The following is a 21,635-nucleotide window of genomic DNA, read 5'->3' on the forward strand; positions in this document are numbered from 1 at the left end:
CATTCTTTCCTGTTTTACCTGGAATTGTATTCATCAACGGCCTTCTGGACAATCTCTCTGGCTCTTTCCACTCCCATGGAATTTAAATTATTTAAATAGAGATCAAAATGATCAAGGGATTCTTCCCCTCTGATAAACTTGATGACCATTTCATCCCGGTATGTCTGCAGCTCACTGATCAGACTGGAATATTCTCCTGACTGTTCCGCATTGATTGTAATTCTTGGAAGTTTGTATTTTTTCGCATCATTTTCTCCCCAGATCTCCAGCGCTTTTTTCTGGGCATCTTCTTTGTAATACTGGAGAAGATAGTCTTTATCCTGTACAAACGGACCATTGCCATATGCCAGTTCATATTCCGACAGCGCCTGCTGAATGGTCAGACCATCCGGGTTATCTAAAATCAGATCCGTAAATGTGGGGGCTCCGTCTTTCATCTCATAACTCTCGCCTTCGATTCCAAAGTTATAAAGCATATGCCCTTCATCCGTATAACCATAGTTAATAAACCTGGCGATCTTTTCCGGATCTTTACAAGCTGTGGTAATGACCGCAACACTGCCTACAACATCAGTATTGTAATGGCCATACATCGGGGTTTCTCCCTTTTTTGCAACCAGATTCTTTGTTCCTGCCAGAGAGAAGTTCTCTACATCTTTATTGGTGGTAAGCCATGTTCCGAGTACGCTTCCGCAGGCACCAGAGGAGGCACCGGACTTCCCGGTTAGCATATTGGCTGTAATGGTATCCTTGTCAAGGGTGGCAAAATTAGGGTCTAACAGCCCTTCGGAATAAAGTTTATTAAGCCACTCCAAAACCTTCTTAAATTCGGGCTGTGCATAGCCAATTTTCACCTGATCCTGATTCACATACATATCCATGGTTACAAGACCAAAGGGGGAAGTAATGATTCCTCGGTTCAGCAGACTGCCTAAAAAATCTGTATTGATACAAAGAGGAATCTCTGCACCTTTCTTTTCTTTGAATAATTTTAACATCTCATAATATTCATCTGCGGTCTCCGGCAGATCAATCCCCAGTTCCTTACACCAGTCGTCCCGGACGATCAGACCATACCCTCCTTTTAAAATCTCATCTCCAAGAATAAAGGCAAATCCATAGATATCTCCCTCCGGGGTCTTTACCTGCTTTAAGATCTCAGGGTCTGCACTGATAACCTTCCAGTAATCCGGTGCATTTTCTTTTACAAACTCTTCACTCATTGGGAAAATCAAACCGTCCTGAATGGCTTTTGCATCTCCGCCTGTATAATTTGCCAGGAAATTATAACTGATTACATCCGGCAGTTCCCCTGATGCCAGCAACAGATTCATTGCCTGTTTGTTTTCTACATGAATCATCTCCATGTCGAAGCCGGTTCTTTTTTCCAGCTCTTTCCCCAAAGGTATCTCATCAAAGGCATTGTACCTGTCACTCCATGCAGTGGAAAGGGTCATTCCAAACGTAAAGGAACCTGCATCTGGAACCGGGTAAGTGACCGGACCCCCATTTCCAGCCTGTACGGAACCACTTTGCGGCGTTTCTTTTCCTCCTGTCTGCACGGATCCCCCACCGCAGCCAGATAATACTGAAACAGCCAGTGCGCCTGCTGTTAACAGCGAAACTCCCTTTTTAAAACTCATCTTTCTTCTCATACAAAATACTCCTCCTATCTGTTTTTGCTGCTTATATTTCCAATATAGAGCAGAGGCAGTGTCTGTGGAAGTGGCAAAAAGAAAAAAGAACGGTCAGTATGTGGAATTTCCCTTTTTATCCGGCGTCCAGCACCGTCATTAGGTGTTTTTATAGTTCATGGCGGTCACTTTTGCTGCCTTCTGGAAGTTTCTTCGAAATGTCCGGGAATTGGCAAATCCTGTTTCTGCTGCGATCTCATCTACGGTTTTTGCTGTTGTTTTTAAAAGGACCTTTGCCCGCTCAATTCTCACGTCATTAATATAATTAAGGAGGTTCATTCCTGTCTGCTCTTTAAAAATCCTTGACATATATCTTGGTGTAATGCCAATGTGTTCTGCAATCGCAGAAATATTTACATTACAGTCGGTATAATGCTCCCGGACATACTGTTTGATGTCTTCTGAAAGCTGTCTGGAATTCTGGTTATCCTGATCCGCTCCCCTGCAGATCAGACGAAGGAATTGAGAAAAGGAATGGTGGAGGGCGCTGACCGATTCGGTCACTCTCATCTGCCCAAGTGCCATATCCAGTGCCTCTTCTCTTACTGTCTTGCTCTGTACCAGGCCAGACGACTCAAGGAGTACATGATTCACAATGGAAAGAACGTAATAAAGCGTGGTGTTAAAAGGTTTCTGACTGTGGTTTAATTCCTCAAACAGTTCCTTACTCAGCTTCTTTCCTTCATCCAGATCTCCTTCCGACACAATCGTCCCAAAGCGTTTTCCATAATATGAGAGTCTGCCAGAAGATGAAAAATCTACGGTACTCACCTCTTCTGCCCTTACCACTCCATCCGGCTGGGTATAATACCGCTGTTCGTTGATCTCTCCTATTTCTGCATAGGCAGATTCCACATATTCGAAATCAACAAATATTTTTCCAATTGTAATGGAAAGATCGGATTCCAGGCGATTTTGGAAAAACTCATTAAGCCACTGGAACTTTTCCATGCTGACTGTCTCCCAGGTTTCCATCGAGTCTTTAGGAATCAGAAATAAATAGACCAAAAGACCTCCATCTAGCGTCTTGATATAAGAATATTCCTCTCCTAAAATATCCATGGTGACATTGTTAATCAAAAAACATACAAGGCCTGTATCCATGGACACACCAAAAACAGAGGACCCGTCTTCCCCATCCACCCGGACCGTTACAAAGGCAAATCCTTTTTTCTGGTAATCCACACCGAGAAGCTCTTCTGTTCCCAGTTTACGAAAAAAATTATTGCTTCCTTTGATGGCAGAAAGCAGCCCAAGTTCCCGGTCATACTGCCGCCTGCTTTCAATGGAATCCTGCATGGACTGATTATCCTCATATAACTGTTTCAGCTTTTTTTCCAATAGTATGAATTCATCTCCCTGACTGCTGTCCGGCTCCGGCAGAATATTGACCAGACGGCGGACCGACCGGTAGTTTCTGCGCTGTAGAATAATCACCGCAGCCATGCCAATGACTGCTCCGCCAAACACAATGATCATGTTTACATCCCGGTTCTGATTGACTTCTTTCATGAACACCCGTTTGGGCATACACACCACATATCTCCAGTCGGTTACATTTGATTTTGTAAACGCTCCCACATATTCTTCTCCATGAACATAAAAAGCCAGTTTCTCCTTGCCTGGTTCCAGATCCAGCTTTCTGCCATCCAGATCCAGCTTTACACCATACTGACCTATCACCCGGTTTTCTTTGTCCACAATAAAAATGGTGTTTCCCATGTTTGTCTCTTTCTGCATCAACTGATCCAGGAATTCTGTTGATATGGATGCAATGAAATAACCAGCTTCTTTCGGACCAGAATACTGCATGGGGGTAACGTAAACCAGACTTTCTTTTCCATAATTTCCATAGCTCATATCCCTTGATATCATAAATCCGCTTTTCCCGCTGCCCGTCAGCTTTTTCTTCCATTCTTCCAAAGGAAGTGTGATGCTGCCTCTGGCTCTTAAGCTTCTGTATATGGAATCAATTTTATTGGCGGTTCGGGAACTTAACAGATATTCCTTTTCCCTGAGGTAAAGAATCAGTTCAATATCTGGATTGGAACCTTCCGTTAAACGCATTCTGTGATAACAGTTCAGCACCAGAGACTGAAAACGCTTTTCGTCCTTTGCGTTGAGAGCCGGAAGGGTGAAGTCCTTATCCAGCATATGATATCTGGTAGTCTCTAAAATATCACCCAGATTCTCATCAATGTTATACCGGATGGTTTCCAGCATAAACTGATTTACCTGATTGATCTTTCGTTCAACCAGACTTTTATTAATAAAATAATTGATGACCGCACATCCAATGGGTATCATAAGTGCAATGCAGCCTAACAGAATCCATTTGTAAAGCGTATGATGTTTCTTTATCCTAAACTTCTCTTTCATTTTCCACACCTTCACATCATTCCTGTTTTATTGGATTTCTTCCACTGCCTCATATTGGAACTCTTTTTCTGCTCCCAGGACTTCAACGTTTTGAAGGATCAGTTTCTTTACGTTTCGGACAAAGATTCCCTGTCTCCTGGTGGGGCTGCACTCCCTCATCATCGCAGCCTTTCCTTCTTTCGCATCCTGATGGTATGTAATTAAAATATTTTTCATGGAAACCGATTCAATCTTTTTCTCTGGAAGCCCATAAATACTGATTCCTGTATGATGGGCATTTTTACAGGTGATTTCAGAAAAAGACAGATTACGGATCTCAGGTGTCCGTTCATCAACCGCAACAGGTTCCTGAGTTGCCACATAATCAGACTTTCCATCGGGATCACAATAATAAAAGGAATTAACTACAAAAGGAGACTTTACTCCATCCATCGTAATTCTGCTGAAGTTTATTTCATCCACAATGGAATCTTTTCCTCTTCCCCTCCTTGTCTTAATCCGTAATCCCCGGTCCGTATTGGAAAATACACACTGAGATACCATTACCTGGCGGACACCTCCTGCAATCTCGCTTCCTATGGTAACCGCACCATGCCCCCGTTCCATGAGGCATTGGCGGATCACAATATTTTCAGAAGGCTGTCTGTATCTTTTCCCCATATAGATTTTTCCAGATTTTATGGCAATACAGTCATCTCCTACACTAAAATGCACCCCTGCAATCTCCACATTGCTGCAGGATTCCGGATCTATGCCATCTGTATTGTGTGAATTGTCCGGACTTTTAAGCGTAATTCCATAAATCCGGATATTCTCACTGAAATAGGGGTGAATATTCCAGGAAGGGGAATTCTGAATTGTAATTCCCTGAATCACAACATTCCGGCAGCGGTTTAAGAATATAACTCTGGGCCGGTAAGGGGGAATCCGGTTTATGTTACTGACCCACCATGTTTCAAAATCTCCACCGCCGTCAATGGTTCCTTCTCCGCATATCAGCACATGTTCAAGAGAAATTCCGGTAAGAATGGAGGCCATGGTATCAAGAGGATTGCCTTCCCATGAACCCAGGTTATAATCTTCTTTCTTATCATAGCTCTGAATAATTCCTGGAAGAACCGGATAATCTTCTCTTCCCTGAAATGCCTGTAACACAGCCCCTTTTCCCAGGTCCAATACCAGATTGCTCTTTAAAAAAAGATTTCGGATCCGATAGATCCCCGCAGGAACAAACACACGTCCATATTCCGGGCAACAGAGAATCGCTGCCTGTATCGAACCTGTGTCGTCTGTCTTTCCATCTCCTCTGGCTCCAAACTTCTTTACATTTAGTGTGACATATTCCGGTTTTGTATGAATATTTACTTCTGCCTCATCCCCATCCTTCCACTGAAACAGGATCTGATAACTGGTATCCGGTTTTAATCCGTTTATAATGGTAACCATCTTCTGGTCTTCTCTGAGAAATCTTCCATTGACCCATAACTCATAAGCCCTGGTTTCATACCGATCTTCTCCCACCAGTTCCAGTACCGCACTTCTTGCATTCTGCTGTAAAACTCTACACTCCATCATAAAGCCCCCACATCTCCTTCATTTTGTTCCAGTTAACTTCCGCTAAATCACAGAACGTATCCTCTCTGAATTCCCTGGCTTTTTTTAATCTTACATACCCGATCTCCCCATAATGATCTGCCAAAACCACATCCAGATTGCAGGCTTTTAAGATGGCAAGTGCCCCCAGTCCATCACAACTGTCATCTTTCTCCAGATAACTGTCTAACCTTTCCTGAAACAAATCCTGTAATGTTCGGTAATGTTCATAAATCATTCTTGTCATCTGTTCCAGAGTATCTGCCAGTGCTAATAATACCCAGCCCTCTGTATCCCCATCATAAGACTGCCATATTCGAGCAATTTCGGCATAAGCCTCTTTCTTCCCATAGATGGTATCCTTCATGGCGAGAAAAGGCAGCCTTAAAATAGATTCAAATCCGGCACACCCCATACATGCTTCCAAAGTCATTTCATTTGGAAGTTCTTTTTCTGCTCTTTTCCTGATTTCTTCGTACTCCAGTAAAATTGCTTCCATTTTGTCCCTGTCTTTCATTCTAATCCCTCCCAGTCTATTCCATTTCTATTTTAAAGAAAAGAAGAACATGCGTAAAGAGACAAAACAATCATCCTGCGGACAAAAAGGAAACAATAATGGGCAAGAACCATACAAAATGTCCTTGCCCATAAATTTATGAAATATTTACTGCACGTTCTTTTTGCCCCATCTTCTTTTTGACGGAAATGCAAAAAGAAAACAATCGTTCAAAAATAATACTTATGGCTGCGATGCAGAAAAATAACAGCCATGTTTCCTTTGTTGGAAGTTCTGCCTTTATGATCTCATGGAAGATCAGAACCGCTCCGTAATATCCGGCGGTCATGGTTGCAAAAACAAAAGTCCTCACTGCATCATAGGGGAGACATGCTTTAAATACCGCCTCAATGCTGACCGTTCCGATCATCAGATACTGGAGAATCGCTTCCTGTCCCCCTGTCAGACCAAAGGACGGTGCCAGAAGCCGGATTATGAGAAAGCATGCCACAATGGATAGGGCATTGGGAAGCGCTCTGCTGATAACTTCACGAAGGAAATGTCCCGGCACTTTTCTATGATCCGGCTGAAAGGACATGATAAAGGATGGATAACCTTCAATGGCAAGATCAATCAGGGTAATCTGAATCGGTACAAGGGGAAATGGATAATTTCCCAAAATACAGATTACAGACAGAATGATGGAATAAATGGTTTTAATAAAGAAAATACCGGCAGTTCTGGTTACATTATTAACAACTCTGCGTCCCTCTTTCATGACATCCGGAAGAACCCCAAAATCCGAATTGATCAACACCAGTCTGGATATCTGTCTTGCCGCATCACTTCCGTCTCCCATGGCAATGCTTAAATCTGCTTCTTTTAATGCCATTAAATCATTCACCCCGTCACCGGTCATGGCAACGGTATGTCCCTCTTTTTTCAAAGCCTGAACCAGTTGTTTTTTCTGTATCGGGGATACCCTTCCAAATACAGAACAGGTACGGGCTGCCTGTTTAATCTCTTCCTCTGTTTGAACCGTACTCATATCAATATACGTTCCGTTCTCCAGAAGCCCCGCTTTTTTTGCAACCGCAGCAACCGTTGCCGGATTATCCCCAGAGATCACCTTGATTTTAACCCCTTGTTCTTTAAAAAACTCCAGTGTTTCCGACGCATTCTCCCGAATTGGATCTGTGACACAGATCATTCCCAGAATCTGCAATCGGGGAAGAGGCTGTTTTAACCCCACTTCCTCTTTGGTGATTCCCACTAATAGAACCCGGTTTCCTTCTTCCATCTCCTCTTTTGCTTCGGCTGGAATCTCTTTTGTAAGACGTTCTGGGGCACCAACCACCAAAGTTCCAATCTGATCAAACGTTATGGCACTCCACTTCCGTTCCGACGAGAAAGGAATCTTTTCTATTACGGGAGCGAGGGTATTAGGAGTTACATACTCTTTTAAAGACTGGAACGTTGCATTGTTATCTTCCGAAGCCTGAACAAAACCTCCCAGAAGATCCATAAAAGGCAGCTCAGTCTGTTCCAGTTCTTTCATGTACTTTACTTTCATCCTTCCCTGGGTAATGGTGCCGGTTTTATCCAGGCAGAGAACATCCACATGGGACAAGGTCTCGAGAGCGAACAATTCCTGAACCAGAACCATTTTTTTGGAAAGAGCCACCGCTCCTGCTGCCAGACTGATACTGATTAATAAAACCAGCCCTTTGGGAAGCATTCCAAGAAGTGCTGCGGCTGTGGTAGTTACAGAGATAAAATTACCGGAATCCCGGAAAAAGAATGCCTGAATAAATAAAATCACTCCAAGAGGGGGGATTAAATATCCGGTAAACCGGGTAACCTTTGCCATGGAGTCCAAAAGTTCAGAATGAACCTTTTTCAGCTTCCCTGCTTCTTTTGTGAGATTTGCCACATAACTGTCTTCCCCCACATGGGTGACACTCGCCTGGCACTGACCGCTTATGACACTGCTTCCAGACATCAGCATATCTCCTGGCTGCTTCAGCACTGCATCTGATTCCCCTGTTAAAAGGGCTTCGTTGACTTCTACTCGTCCGCTTTCCACCTTTGCATCGGCGCAGATCTGCATTCCGCTCTTTAATACCATAATATCATCAAGAACCAGACCATCGGCTGGCATCTGCTTTGCCTGGCCATCCCGAATCACTTCTGCAACAGGCGCGGACAATATGGACAATCCCTCAATGAGCTTCTTTGCCCGGAATTCCTGTATGATTCCAATCAACGCATTTGATACAATAATCAGGAAAAACACCATATTGGACCAGGCACCCACAAAGGCAAGCGCAAGCGCAATCAGAACGTTATATAAATTAAATCTGGTGCATATGTTATCCTTTAAAATATCTCCCGTACTTTTTGTACTCCGCTCCGGCATTTTATTGCACTTTCCCTGGCGGATACGATCTTCCACCTGCTCCTGGGTCAGGCCTTCCTTTAAACTGACCGGGATTCCTTCTTTTTCTTTCATCCAAATTCCCTTCCTTTACTTTCGTACTGAATTTCATTGGGCCTTTAAAGATCAAGGGATATTTTTATCATTCCCAAATAAGACAATGTTATATCCTTAATTTATTTCTTTCATATGAATCATGACTGAAACAACAAGAACCGCTGCTGTTCATTATAGCATGGATCTTTATTTTCTCAACCAAAAATAGAATAAAATAAAAGAAATGTAAGAAAAAAACACCGCCGCACCACAGAGCATTTTCTGTGATACCACGGTATTGTTTTTCTACTTTCCAACCAGAAAAGGATGGGAAATATTTTAATTTAAAATATAATTTTTCAAGATTTCTTTCAGTTCCAGATCATTCTCCTGCATCCAGCTATTAAAGTCTTTTTTATATCTGGAAAGGCTTAAAGCAACATCATATAGAAAGGAAGGAACATCTTTTCTTAATATATCTCCACAGGAATCAGCCAGCTTTGCACTTCCTGCGCCAAGTCTTCCTCCTAAATGCAGTTCAAAAGCGTCTTTTGCTTCCCCCTGCACCTGCACCCGCTTTCCACAGAAACCGATTTTTCCAATCTGATGAGCACTGCAGGAATTGGTGCATCCGGAAATATGAATCTCAGGCAGTACATCTTCCTTAAAATCCTTTTCCTTGAAATAACGTATCACTTCTCTTAAAGTCTCCTGGCTGTCCAGCAGTCCCATCTGACAGACGGGCACTCCAATGCAGGCAACGGACTGTTCCAGACAGGTATCTCCCCCAATATGGGCAGTCTTTTCTAAAAGGTCTTCTGCTTCTTTTCCATCTAAATTCCTTATGTACAGACCTTCTGTCATTGCCAGACGAATCTGGGAATCTTTGATTTTTGATGTCTCGTCAAGAATCATCTTTAAATCAGCTAATGGGAGCTGTCCTCCAACAGGGTGAACATAGACACTGTACAGCCCCTCCTGCTTCTGTTCCGTTAAACGACTGCTTGAAATCTCTGTCTTTGATCCCGATTTGGTGTACTGTTCTTTGCAGACAGACAGTTTTAAGTCCTGGCTTTCTTTTGCCTTTTTTAAATGTTCCCGGTAACAGGATAAAAACGCTTCCGCTCCCATACGTTCTACAATATATCGCATGCGGGCTTTGTTTTTATTCTGGTAGTCTCCCTCACTGATAAAAAGCTGGGTTGCTGCTTCCACATGATAAAGAACGTCCTCTGGCTCCACAGGTTCCGGGAATTCGACTCCAAGTCTTGCATTTCTACCCATGCCGCCTGCTATGTATACCTTAAAATATTCCTTTTCCCCTTCCCTCATTGCCACAAATCCCAGATCCACCGCACCTGCATGAGGCTGATCCTTTGCACTGTTGGAAAATGCAACTTTTAATTTTCTGGGAAGCTTGTAGGTATATATCTTTTGAAGAAAATAATCTCCGATTGCCAGTGCATAGGGAGATACGTCAAATGCCTCTCCTTTTTCCACTCCTGATAAGGGGGATATGGCAACATTTCTCGGAAAATTTCCGCCTGCCCCTCTTGAGTATATTCCATTTTTAATTCCTGCTTCCATGACTTCACAGACCTGGTCTATGCTGATTCCATGAAGCTGAATTGCCTGGCGGGTCGTTAAGTGAATGGTGTCTGCACCGTATTTCTCTGCATAATCATAAATAAACCGGAGTGCTTTTTCCTGTGCAATCCCCGATGGAATGCGGAACCGGATCATGAAATCGGTTTTATTGCGATGGGCATAAACTCCCATCCCCCCGGAGGCGCCTTTAAAATCCATCTTGCTCACTTCACCGCTTAAAAACTTATGTCCAAGTTCCTTAAAACCCTCAATCTCACTTAATAACACTTCTTCTAATGTTCTCACTTCTGACCGCTCCTTATTCTTATTGAATAACTTTCCCGAATATAGTATACTTTGTTCAAACCAATAAGTAAAATACTATTTTTATATTATACCTATCAGAATTTCTGATGTGTATTAATAGGGAATATAGGAGGTCATCCTTTTGATTGAAGAATTAAAAACCTTTATTGCTGTCGTTAACAAGAAAAGTTTTACCAAAGCTGCCCTGTCCATCAACATGTCACAGCCAAGCGTTAGTCTGCATATCTCAAACCTGGAAACCTACTTCCATACAAAGCTGATTGAACGTTCCAATAAGCAGCGGAATATTTTTATTACTCCCCAGGGAGTTCTGCTTTATAAACGGGCAAAACAGATCTTATCCGTCCTGGAAGAAACAAAAGAGGAACTTCTGCAATCAGACCACTCCCCGAGCGGCACGCTGCGGGTTGGTGCCAGTATGACCATCGGAGAATTTCTTCTTCCTTCTATATTAAGTGATTTTATGAAAGCTTATCCCAACATAAAATTAGATATCACCATTGAGAATACAGAACACATTTATGAGAAATTCAAAAACTATGATATTGACGTTGCCCTCATCGAAGGCACCGTACCAGTCGAACACGATATCTACCGCAATTTCTATAAAGATACCATGGTCATTGTTGCTCCTGTCTCTTTTCAATGTAAAAAAGGAAGCCGGTTATCGGACTGTTTATCAGGACAAACCTGGATTCATCGGGAAAAAGGATCCGGAACAGGAGAAAACCTGAATATCTTTTTAAACAGCTATGGAATCTCACCCAAAAATCTGATTACGCTGGGAAGCAACTATTCCATTAAAGAAGCGGTGAGAAACAATATGGGAATCAGTTTTATCTCTTCCATGGTGGTTTCCGATGCAGTAAAAAATGGGGAAATTAAAATCCTCCCCATGGAGCGTCAGTATTACCGGTATTTTTCTTACCTCATTCATGAAAATAATTTACCAAAAGCAGCGGAATTATTTTTAAAAGAGCTTCCTCCATTGGAAGAAGCTCTCTAATCCTATATTATTCCAGTTCCAGCCCTCCTGTTGCAAGCTGATAATAGGTTCCTTTTTGAGAAACCAGTTCTTCATGGTTTCCACGTTCAATAATGCGCCCATGATCCAGTACCATAATTACATCGGAATTCTGTACCGTAGAAAGTCTGTGGGCAATAACAAATACCGTTCTTCCTTCCATAAGGGCATCCATTCCTCTCTGGACAATCTCTTCTGTTCTGGTATCAATAGAGGAAGTGGCTTCATCTAAAATCATAACAGGCGGGTCTGCCACCGCTGCCCTGGCAATGGAAATCAACTGCCGCTGCCCCTGGGAAAGACCGCTTCCATCTCCTTCCAGCACTGTGTCATATCCTTTTGGAAGCATCTGGATAAACTCATGGGCATTGGCACGCTTTGCCGCATTTATGCACTCTTCGTCTGTTGCATCTAATTTTCCGTAACGAAGATTTTCCATTACGGTTCCCGTAAACAGATTGACATCCTGGAGTACAATTCCAAGAGATCTTCTAAGATCGGACTTTTTAATCTTATTAATATTAATGCCATCATAGCGGATCTTTCCATCTGCAATATCATAAAAACGGTTGATCAGATTGGTGATGGTAGTCTTTCCTGCACCAGTGGCGCCTACAAATGCAACCTTCTGTCCAGGCTCTGCGTAAAGAGTAATATCATGAAGCACAATATGATCTTCGTTGTAGCCAAAGTCCACATCATGAAACCGGATGTCTCCCTGGAGCGGCGTGTAGGTTACCGTTCCATCACTGTGAGGATGTCTCCATGCCCATGTATGGTTATGCTCCGTACATTCCACCATCTGTCCATTTTCTTCTTTTACATTAACAAGAGTTACATACCCCTGATCCGTTTCCTCGGTCTCATCCAGTAATTCAAAGATACGGGATGCTCCTGATAAAGCAAGAATGATCATGTTGATCTGCATGGATATCTGCCCAATGGGATTGACAAATGCCCGGGAAAGGGTTAAAAAGGAAGCGATTACACCAATGGTAAGAGGCTGAGTTCCTGTAAGGGTAATATTGGGAATCCCGATAATTCCGGCAGCTCCTCCCAAAACAGCAAGCAGTGCATAAAGCACATAACCCATGTTAATAACCACTGGCATGGTAAGATTGCCGTACCGGCTTGCCTCAGAAGCGGTCTGAAACAGCCCGTTATTTTTTTGTTCAAAATCTTCCAGGACTTTTTCTTCATGGCAAAACACCTTTATGACTTTTTGTCCATGGATCATCTCTTCAATATAGCCATTGACTTCTCCAATCGCCTGCTGCTGTCTCATAAAATAAGAAGAGCCTCTTCCTACAATCATTTTTACGGCACACAACAGAACCACTGCAAACACCAGAACCACAACGGTCAGGTTGACACTTAAAAACAACATGGAAATGAGGGCTACTGCCGTAGTAAAACCAGAAGACAGCATCTGGGGAAAACTTTGTGAGATAGCCTGACGCAAAGCATCGGTATCATTGGTATAACGGCTCATCAGATCCCCGTGAGAATGGGTGTCAAAATACTTAATGGGAAGTTTCTGCATATGGTCAAACATATCATCACGGATCTTTTTCAAAGCTCCCTGTTCAATGGTTACCATCAGCCAGTTATAAAACAAAGCTGAGGCAGTACCAATCAAAAAAACAGAAGCCATCATAAGAATCATGCGCAAAAGCCCGGACAGGTCCGGATTCGCACTTCCAAGAAGAGGAACAATGTACTGATCAATTAAAATTCCCACAAACAGAGACATGGAAGCCGTCGTTGCCGCTCCAATGAGAATGAATAAAACCACCAGAACCATTCTCCCTCTGTATGCTCCCATGTAGGAAAGGAGCCTTTTTAATGTACCTGGCTTAAAATGTCCTGCTGCCGGTGCTTTCTTTGTGTTTTTACTAATACTTGTGCTGCTTTTACTCACTGATCGCACCTCCTTTGTTTTGTGATTCATAGACTTCTCTATAAATGGAACAGGTCTCAAGCAGTTCCTCATGAGTTCCCACCGCATTTACCATTCCATCATCCAAAACAACAATCTGATCCGCATCCTCAATGGAAGCAGTCCTCTGAGCAATGATAATCTTTGTAATATCTGGAATATTTTCCTTAAATGCCTTTCGAATCAATTGATCGGTTTTGGTATCCACTGCACTTGTGGAATCATCAAGAATCAGAATCTTTGGCTTTTTTAACAACGCACGGGCAATACAGAGTCTCTGCTTTTGTCCTCCGGATACATTGCTTCCGCCTTGTTCAATATAAGTATCATACTGATCCGGAAAACTGCGTATAAAGTCATCTGCCTGTGCAAGCTGGCAGGCATGAACCAATTCTTCATCGGTTGCATTCTCATTTCCCCAACGGAGATTTTCTTTAATGGTGCCGGAAAACAAAACATTCTTTTGTAAAACCATAGCGACCTGATCCCGCAGGCTGGAAATGTCATAATCCAGTACATCCACACCCCCAACCGTGACTCTTCCTCCGGTAACATCATAAAGTCTTGGAATTAACTGTACCAGACTGGATTTTGAGGAACCGGTACCACCTAAAATCCCTACTGTCTGTCCGGAAGCAATGGATAGATTAATGTTATTTAAAACCGGCTTGTCTGCCCTGGCTGAATAAGAGAACCGGACATTTTCAAAAGTAATGGAACCGTCTTTTACGGTATGAACCGGATTTTCCGGATTATGAATATCACTTTTCTCCAAAAGCACTTCTACAATACGCTGCGCGGAAGCTCTTGAAAATAGCATCATGGTGAAAACCATGGAAATCATCATGAGACTCATTAAGATCTGTGTCGCATAGAGAATCAAAGTGGTCAGACCTCCCGTAGAAAGCCCGATGGCAGCATCATTTCCACTGGCTAAAATCTCTTTTGCACCAAACCAGGAGAGCAGTGTTATGCAGACATACATACAAAGCTGCATAATTGGCATATTAAGGGCGGTTCTTCTGCCTCCTTTGGAATAATTCTGAAAGATTGCCTCTGAAATAGCAGCGAATTTATTCCTTTCATGATCTTCCCGGTTATAGGATTTAACAACCCGGATACCAAGAAGATTCTCCTGGACCACGTTGTTCAGTTCATCGTACTTCCGAAAAACCTTCATAAAGATGGGATGAATCTGCCGGACAATGAGCCATAATGCAAATACCAGTATGGGCATGGTAACAACAAAGATAATAGACAGACGTGCATCAATCCGGAATGAAAAGATCAAGGCAAACAGAATCAGCATGGGAGAACGCATTCCCAAACGGACTGCCATCATGTAAGAATTCTGAATGTTGGTTACGTCTGTCGTCAAACGGGTAATCAGACTGGCTGTTGAAAACCGGTCTATATTCAAAAACGAAAACTTCTGTATGTTAGAAAACATATCGTAACGGAGATTTTTTGCAAGACCTGTAGAAGCCGTTGCACTTGCCCGTGCTGCCTGCAAACCGATCCACAAGCAGAACAAAGCTGCAAGAACCAGAACCAGACCTGGAAGAAGTACATTCTTCATATTCCCTGCATTAATTCCGTAGTCAATAATAAATGCCATAACTGTAGGAATACTGATTTCTACAATGGACTCAATGGCAAGATAGATAAGAGCCTTGATTGTGTCTCTTTTATATTCCCGCAAACTGGATAATAACGTATGAATCATATAATAACGCTCCTTAGTGATTTAATATGTGAAAAGTAAGTCTGTGATTATGTCATATTAACCCGCATCCGCTCCAGAAACTCCCGGAGCATCTTCAATTCCTCTTTTGTAAAATCTTTCGTCAAAGTCTTCTCCAGATTCTCTACCGTCTCATTCATAATATTCCGGGTCTTTTCTGCCTGATCCGTGAGAATAATCTGTTTTAACCTGCCATCGTATGGTACGGGCTGACGTTTAATCAAATCCTTTTCTTCCATTAAACGAAGCACCTTGGAGGCAGTCGAACGGGCAATATTAAAATGGGTTTCAATATCCTTCTGGTAAACCGGTTTCCCTTTATTCTCAGCTAAAAAATGTATGATAAGCCTATTATTTCCTGTCGCATTCTGAATCTCTTCCCTATTAGATGAAAATTCAAAAAAACGGCGGATAGAATTGTTCAAGGCACGCAGGTCAGGCCAAATCTGAATATCTTCCATATTATAACTCCTTTCTAAAAAAATACAGAGCAAATTGTTCTATATAGAACAGTTCGCTCTGCAACATTATAAACGACAAAAATACATCTGTCAATATTTATGATTCTTAAATTTTCAGATCTTCAAACCTTACCACTCTGTTACAAACCCGCTGTGCAAGTTCCTGGCTATGTGTTACAACCAATAGCCCCAGTTCTCTTTCTTTTACAATTTTCAACATTAACTGCCAGATTTGTGCCTGGGTTATCACGTCCAGCATGGTACTCATTTCATCTGCAATCACAAATTCTGTCTCAGGACCCAGTGCTCTTGCCACACAAAAGCGCTGCAGTTCTCCACCGGATAATTCACTGGGATAACGGGTAAGCCACTGAGTTTCAATTCCAATATCTCTTAGAAGGTTTACATCCGGAGTCCATGCTTCATTCAGGGTCTTCTTCATCTTCCATCTGGGATTAACAGCTCTCTCCGGATGCTGGTAAATTAACTGGACAGGGCTGTATCCTTTTTTAGGAAGAGGTTTACCCTTAAACTCAACCTTTCCGGAAAATGGAGTTAAATAACCTGCAAGAATCTGGGATAATGTGCTTTTTCCGCAGCCCGAGGGTCCTACCAGTGCCACCCGTTCTCCAGGTTCTATTGCAAGGCTTATCTGGTCTAAGATCAGATTGTTTTTTGTATATCCGTAACTGATATCTTTTGCTTCAAGTAGCATAATTGCAGCGCACCTCCCCTCCCCGCAATGACCGCATGGCGATCTTTTTCTCACACTCACTGGTTTTGTTTGCACATCTTGGAGCAAACAGACACCCCTGTGAGACATCTCCTGCATAAGGCTGGGTACCTTTTATCGGCTGAAATCCATTTTGAGGCATGGCTCTCCACAATGCTTTGGTATAGGGATGACGCAGTGTCTCCTCTCCCTTTACAAAGTCTTTTGCAGAAGTGATCTCTACAGTGGTTCCGGCATAAAAGACCGCAATCCGGTCTGCATAAGGAAGTGCCAGATCAAGATCATGGGTAATCAGCATAACCCCATTTCCCTCATCGGCAAGGGAACGGAAATGTCCCATGGCTGTCTGTGCCACCTCCCTGCTCAATCCTGGAGTAGGCTCATCAGCAATAATCAGTTTGGCATCCCCGATCACAGCCGTCGAAACCAGAATCCGTCTTGCCATACCTCCGGAAAGCTGAAAGGGATACATCTTTTTCACCTGATCTTCCAGCCCATATTTTTTAAAAACTGCTTCCTGCTTCTCTCTGGTACCGGAAATGCCCATTACCTGATTTCCTACTTTCATCAGCGGGTCCAGATAATCTACAGACTGGGGAACCAGAGCTATTTCTTTTCCCCGCAGCTTCTGCTGCCGGGAGGGACTAAGCACCTGTCCGTCATATACGATCTCACCGCTGACCTGTGCATTGCCTGGCAGAATTCCCAGTATGGCGTGTGCCAAAAGGCTTTTGCCGGAACCAGAAGAACCTGCAACGGCAAGGATCTCCCCTTTTTTTACAGTCAGACTCAAATCCCTGATCGCCTTCATTTCCTTTCGCTCCATTCCCCGTCCGTACATGGTAAACGATACGGACAGATCCCTGACCTCAAGTATTATCCTTTGATCCATCTTATCCTCCTTATTCCTGGGCACTGCCCGGGTCTAAAAGCAGTCTGACCTGTTCTCCAAGTTTATCAAACAGCATGACCACCATAACCAGCATAATTCCAGGGAAAAACACCAGCCACCACATTCCAGTGGCAATGTGTTTTAATGCCTCTGATAAAATAATGCCAATTGCAGGCGTATCCAGGGAAAGCCCAAATCCAAGGAAGGTCAATCCGGCTTCATGAAGTACTGCATGAGGAAAAAGCAGAATCAATCCCACAAGAAACTGAGGCAGAACGTGGGGAACGATGTGGTACAATCCCACTTTTATTTTACTGGTGCCAAATTTAAGAGAGGTCTTCACATACTGGGAATTTCTGACCTGCATTACCTCTGCCCGGATCACCCGGGTCAGATTGGGCCAGTGTGTAAGAGCAATGCCAATGACCACTCCTTTCAGTCCTCCTCCTAACAAAAAAGAAATCAGCATGAGAAGAACCATATGGGGGATTCCCATAAAAAGATCAACGAAATAGGAAACAATCTGGTCAACAAAACCGCCCAGGGTTGCTGCAAGAAGACCAAATACAAGAGCCATAAGCGCACTGACTCCTGCAGCCAGTGTTCCAATAAGAATACTGGTGGAAAGCCCTTTCACGGAACGGAAAAACATATCTCGTCCCAGATAATCCGTACCAAAAGGATGAGCAAAGGAAGGAACCAGCTTTTTTGCCGAATAATCCGGTGCATAAAGCTCCGGGTTCATTACAATTCCGGCGACAGCAATTACTATGAGCAGCAAAAGAATCACCGCTGCCAAAATCACCGTCCCTCTTCTCCGGTTTCCTTTCTGTTTTATAAAAATATTTTTCATAGAAAGGTACCTCCCTCTCCCATCTGGGGATTGAGGATTCCATAAAGCAGATTTGCAATCAGATTTCCCACAAATACAAACAGCACAGAACACATTGCAATTCCAAGAAGAAGGGGAACATCCCCCTTTAATCCTGCCGCGCTTGCGGCACTGCCCAGCCCGGGATAGGAAAAAACATTTTCTGCCAGAACACTTCCGCCGAATAATTCACTGAATGATGCAAACTGCAACGTTATTGCCGGAATTGCTACATTGCGCAAACCATGTCTTATGATGATGGTCCATTTTCTTTCTCCCCTTGCCTTTGCAAATAATACATAGTCTGTTTTCATCACATCAATGATCTTCTGCCTGGTGTGCAGGGCAATGTTGGAGATTCCTGTGATGCTTAAAGTCAGAGCAGGAAGAATCAGGTGATGAATCCGTTCCAGCAAGGTTACTTCTCCGGAGAGTTTTCCAATTGGCACGGAAAGCCCAAGGGGAAACCAGCCCAGTTTTACAGAAAAAAGCATGAGCAAAAGCAGACCTACCCAGAAAGCCGGGGTAGAGGAAAGAACAAAACATAATGTTTTGACACAACGATCAAAAAAACTGCCCTGCATGGCACCGGATAGTATTCCCAGAATAAATCCCAATGCACCAGATAAGACCCAGGCAGTCATCATCAAAGCAATGGAAGCGCCAAAACGGCTTCCTATAATCTCTGTTACCGGTTTCTGATAAGTAATAGACGTTCCCATATCCCCATGCAAAAGATGGTTTATCCATGTCAGATACCGAATGAAAGGGGGCTGATCAAGCCCCCAGTGTTCCGCTACATTCTCCCGCTGTTCCTGGGATATATTGGACTCCGCTCCCACATAGGCATCAACCGGGTCCACCGGAGAAGAAATTACCAGAAAAAAGCTGGCAATGCTCACTCCCGCCAGCAGCAGAAGCATGCGGAATAAGGTTTTAAATAAAGGTTTCCATCGTAAATTCATTCCATTTTCTCCATCAGACTCTGTTATTTGGTAAAGGTCCATTCATTCAGATTCTGAATGACAGGCGCTCCATGACCATGGGGATGGATTCTCTGGGTTTTAAGATCCAGTCCGTCCCGTACAAAATAGGTATGGTCAATATTCACCAGCCAGATATATGGAAAATCTACATTGGCACCTGTATTGCCGTCATACTGCGCCTTTTTACAAGATTCAATTGCCTCCTCCTCGGAAGTTGCCTCAATCATCTTATTGAGATATTCATCTACTTTCGGATTGGTATACATGGCGGCATTGCTTAAATCTACGATGTCAGCTCCTGCAAAGGAAGAATGAAACGCATTGTAAACATCAACGAAACTATAGTCACCTGTACCAATACAGGTCGGAACATTTCTTGCAGTCTTTTTGCAGGTGTTCCAGTCCGCTGCCTCTGCGATAATATGGATGCCTAAGGGTTTGGCACTCTCACTCAGTGCAACTGCAAGGTTGTAACGCTGTAAATCATCGGTGCGTCCTGTGATTTTAAACTCACACTTTATCCCGTTTTTTTCACGGACTCCATCTCCATCGGTATCAATCCAGCCAGCCTTTTCTAACATTGCTTTTGCTTCTTCCAACTGACCGTCCTGGAAGCCCGGCTCTTCATTTGCCCATGGCAGTCCTTCAAAACGCACCCAGCTTGCCGTACCAATTCCATTTAACGCATTGTCAATGATCTCCTGGCGGCTGATGCCGATATTCAGTGCTTTTCTAACCACTGGATCTGCGGTCACATTATTCCCAACAGTTTCTCCGGAAGCATTGACTGTCTCTTTCACACATGGCAGATTAAATCCCCTGTTATCAGAGGTTTTAATGGTTTCTAAATGCATCCCTGCCACCTTTTCTCCTGCATATTCCGGATTGACCATAACCAGGTCCAACTGTCCGGACTGCGCGGCAGCAAGAGCCGTTTCTTCATCAATGTTTAAGAATGTAATCTGTTTAAAACGAGATTTTGTTCCGTAATAATATTCATTGGGCTCCACAATTAACTGCTGGCCGGCATCAAGCTGTTTTACTTTAAATGGTCCAGTTCCTACAGGATTCTTCCCATAGTCATCTCCATAAGCGTGCTCCGGCACAATACCAAGTAACGCAACTGTGCGTGTAAACGGGGAATACGGTCTGTTCAGAATAAAGCGCACCTGATTGTTCTCAACTGCCTCCACTGTTTCAAGCATGGTAAGATCCACACTGGAACCGCTGTTTTTCGCTGTCTGAAAGGTAAACACCACATCCTCCGGTGTCAGAGGCCTGCCGTCTGAGAATTTAATATCATCCCTTAATGTAAAGGTATAAATCAGTCCGTCACTGCTTACCTGATAATCACTGGCAAGATCCCCCTCTGCCTTCACCTCTGTGTTGATCTTCAAAAGCCCGGTATGAAACAGGCCGTAGCCATAGGTACCATAACCAGTGCATGGATCATAATTCCCATCCACAAGACTGCTTCCCACTGATACCGTAAGAGAATCCTGTTCCTTTACAGAGGTCTCAGACTGTGAGGTCTGAGAAGTAACACTTTCACTGGTTTTCTGCCCACATCCGGATAGAACGGCAACAGCCAGAACGGTTAAAGCAATTGATGCAAACTTTTTTTTGAACATTCCTGTATCCCCCTGTATTTTCATGTTATCTTCCCTTTTTATCTGGAAAGATCCAAACATTTTTATGGTATCTTACATTTTCATCCAATACAAGCCCTACGGGGGGATTTTTAATCGCTTTTTCTGACACATAATTACAAACAGGCACTCTTTTGTCTTCCAACAAAAAAGTGCCTGCAGCAATATAACCTGGTATTTTTAAAGAATGTATTCATAAAGAAGAAAATCTGTCATTCCTGTGTCTTTATAAAACATCTTAATGGTATCCCTGTACTTAAAACCCATCTTTTCATATAACTTCTGGGCAGGAATGGTACTTCCAAGCACATCCAGACGCAGAGCCTTCCCACCTGCCTGCGCGGCGATAGAAATCGCCTGCTCTATCAGGTATTTTCCAATTCCCATGCCCTGGTATCTGGGGTTGATTCCAAGAACATGAACCACCATAACCTGATCTTTTAGCGCATCAATTCCCCAGCTTACTTTCTGGTATCCTTCATTGCACTCATGGTTCATAACCATGACTCCTGCATATGGTGGTCCATCCATGTCTGCTATATAAAGCTGCTGATTCTTAATTGATTCCATCAGATAATCATCCGCGGGATATACTCCTTTTTTCCAGCCGGGTTTAAATTCCGACTGTTTCATCCCATCAATCAGATCATCATAAAACTTTCTTACAGCCTGGTATTCCTCTATCTCTGCACGATGTAACGCTGGCATTTTATATCTCTCCAATCTTATGTATCATTCCATCCTCTGCAATGTAACTCTCTTTGCAGGAACATAAATCTATTATCCC

At 43.2% G+C, this 21,635-nt stretch carries 16 protein-coding genes; 1 reads left to right on the forward strand and 15 read right to left on the reverse strand.

Translation table 11 applies throughout. The features are described 5' to 3' along the window. Window positions 1-14: 14 nt before the first annotated feature. The 6 genes from FAY33_RS13490 to FAY33_RS13515 all read right to left on the reverse strand — a co-directional run bounded on the left by FAY33_RS13490 (window position 15) and on the right by FAY33_RS13515 (window position 10,528). Window positions 15-1,655, reverse strand: coding sequence for an extracellular solute-binding protein (locus FAY33_RS13490; RefSeq protein ID WP_143321754.1), 1,641 nt, complete (start codon window positions 1,653-1,655; stop codon window positions 15-17). A 138-nt stretch (window positions 1,656-1,793) separates the two neighbouring features. Next, a complete protein-coding gene (locus tag FAY33_RS13495) occupies window positions 1,794-4,073 on the reverse strand; it encodes a helix-turn-helix domain-containing protein (protein ID WP_143321755.1) in 2,280 nt (759 codons plus the stop codon). 27 nt (window positions 4,074-4,100) lie between these two features. Further along, a complete protein-coding gene (locus FAY33_RS13500; protein ID WP_347562700.1) occupies window positions 4,101-5,648 on the reverse strand; it encodes a glycoside hydrolase family 28 protein in 1,548 nt (515 codons plus the stop codon). Further along, window positions 5,635-6,183: a hypothetical protein gene (locus tag FAY33_RS13505; RefSeq protein WP_143321756.1), complete on the reverse strand. Its 549-nt coding sequence runs from the start codon at window positions 6,181-6,183 to the stop codon at window positions 5,635-5,637. The genes FAY33_RS13500 and FAY33_RS13505 overlap by 14 nt, the downstream gene beginning before the upstream one ends. A 136-nt stretch (window positions 6,184-6,319) precedes the next feature. After that, entirely contained in the window at window positions 6,320-8,674 is a 2,355-nt protein-coding gene (locus FAY33_RS13510) for a cation-translocating P-type ATPase (RefSeq protein ID WP_143321757.1), read from the reverse strand. 300 nt (window positions 8,675-8,974) lie between these two features. Then, entirely contained in the window at window positions 8,975-10,528 is a 1,554-nt protein-coding gene (locus FAY33_RS13515; protein WP_143321758.1) for a nitrite/sulfite reductase, read from the reverse strand. A gap of 142 nt (window positions 10,529-10,670) precedes the next feature. Here FAY33_RS13515 and FAY33_RS13520 point away from each other — a divergent pair, with 142 nt between their 5' ends. Next, a complete protein-coding gene (locus FAY33_RS13520; RefSeq protein WP_143321759.1) occupies window positions 10,671-11,555 on the forward strand; it encodes a LysR substrate-binding domain-containing protein in 885 nt (294 codons plus the stop codon). Window positions 11,556-11,562: 7 nt separating this feature from the next. Here the strand turns inward: FAY33_RS13520 and FAY33_RS13525 are convergent, their stop codons facing one another. From FAY33_RS13525 to FAY33_RS13565, 9 genes are all read right to left on the reverse strand, one after another. Then, window positions 11,563-13,398: an ABC transporter ATP-binding protein gene (locus FAY33_RS13525; protein WP_243126748.1), complete on the reverse strand. Its 1,836-nt coding sequence runs from the start codon at window positions 13,396-13,398 to the stop codon at window positions 11,563-11,565. Window positions 13,399-13,486: 88 nt separating this feature from the next. Further along, on the reverse strand, window positions 13,487-15,238 hold the full coding sequence (locus FAY33_RS13530) for an ABC transporter ATP-binding protein (RefSeq protein ID WP_143321761.1): 1,752 nt from the start codon (window positions 15,236-15,238) through the stop codon (window positions 13,487-13,489). Between the two features lie 47 nt (window positions 15,239-15,285). Then, on the reverse strand, window positions 15,286-15,717 hold the full coding sequence (locus FAY33_RS13535; RefSeq protein WP_143321762.1) for a MarR family winged helix-turn-helix transcriptional regulator: 432 nt from the start codon (window positions 15,715-15,717) through the stop codon (window positions 15,286-15,288). Window positions 15,718-15,823: 106 nt separating this feature from the next. Then, entirely contained in the window at window positions 15,824-16,432 is a 609-nt protein-coding gene (locus FAY33_RS13540) for an ATP-binding cassette domain-containing protein (protein WP_143321763.1), read from the reverse strand. Continuing rightward, a complete protein-coding gene (locus tag FAY33_RS13545; protein ID WP_143321764.1) occupies window positions 16,422-17,342 on the reverse strand; it encodes an ABC transporter ATP-binding protein in 921 nt (306 codons plus the stop codon). The genes FAY33_RS13540 and FAY33_RS13545 overlap by 11 nt, the downstream gene beginning before the upstream one ends. Window positions 17,343-17,352: 10 nt before the next feature. Next, complete coding sequence (locus FAY33_RS13550) at window positions 17,353-18,195, reverse strand: ABC transporter permease (RefSeq protein ID WP_143321765.1); 843 nt, start codon at window positions 18,193-18,195, stop codon at window positions 17,353-17,355. Further along, window positions 18,192-19,178: an ABC transporter permease gene (locus tag FAY33_RS13555; protein WP_143321766.1), complete on the reverse strand. Its 987-nt coding sequence runs from the start codon at window positions 19,176-19,178 to the stop codon at window positions 18,192-18,194. The genes FAY33_RS13550 and FAY33_RS13555 overlap by 4 nt, the downstream gene beginning before the upstream one ends. A 23-nt stretch (window positions 19,179-19,201) precedes the next feature. Further along, window positions 19,202-20,830 (reverse strand): ABC transporter substrate-binding protein, encoded by a 1,629-nt coding sequence (locus tag FAY33_RS13560; RefSeq protein WP_143321767.1) that lies wholly within the window; start codon window positions 20,828-20,830, stop codon window positions 19,202-19,204. Window positions 20,831-21,028: 198 nt separating this feature from the next. Then, window positions 21,029-21,556, reverse strand: a complete 528-nt coding sequence (locus tag FAY33_RS13565) for a GNAT family N-acetyltransferase (RefSeq protein ID WP_143321768.1) — start codon at window positions 21,554-21,556, stop codon at window positions 21,029-21,031. Between the last annotated feature and the right edge of the window lie 79 nt (window positions 21,557-21,635).

The organism is Clostridium sp. HBUAS56010 (assembly GCF_007115105.1).
In the GTDB taxonomy this organism is placed as follows: domain Bacteria; phylum Bacillota; class Clostridia; order Lachnospirales; family Lachnospiraceae; genus Lacrimispora.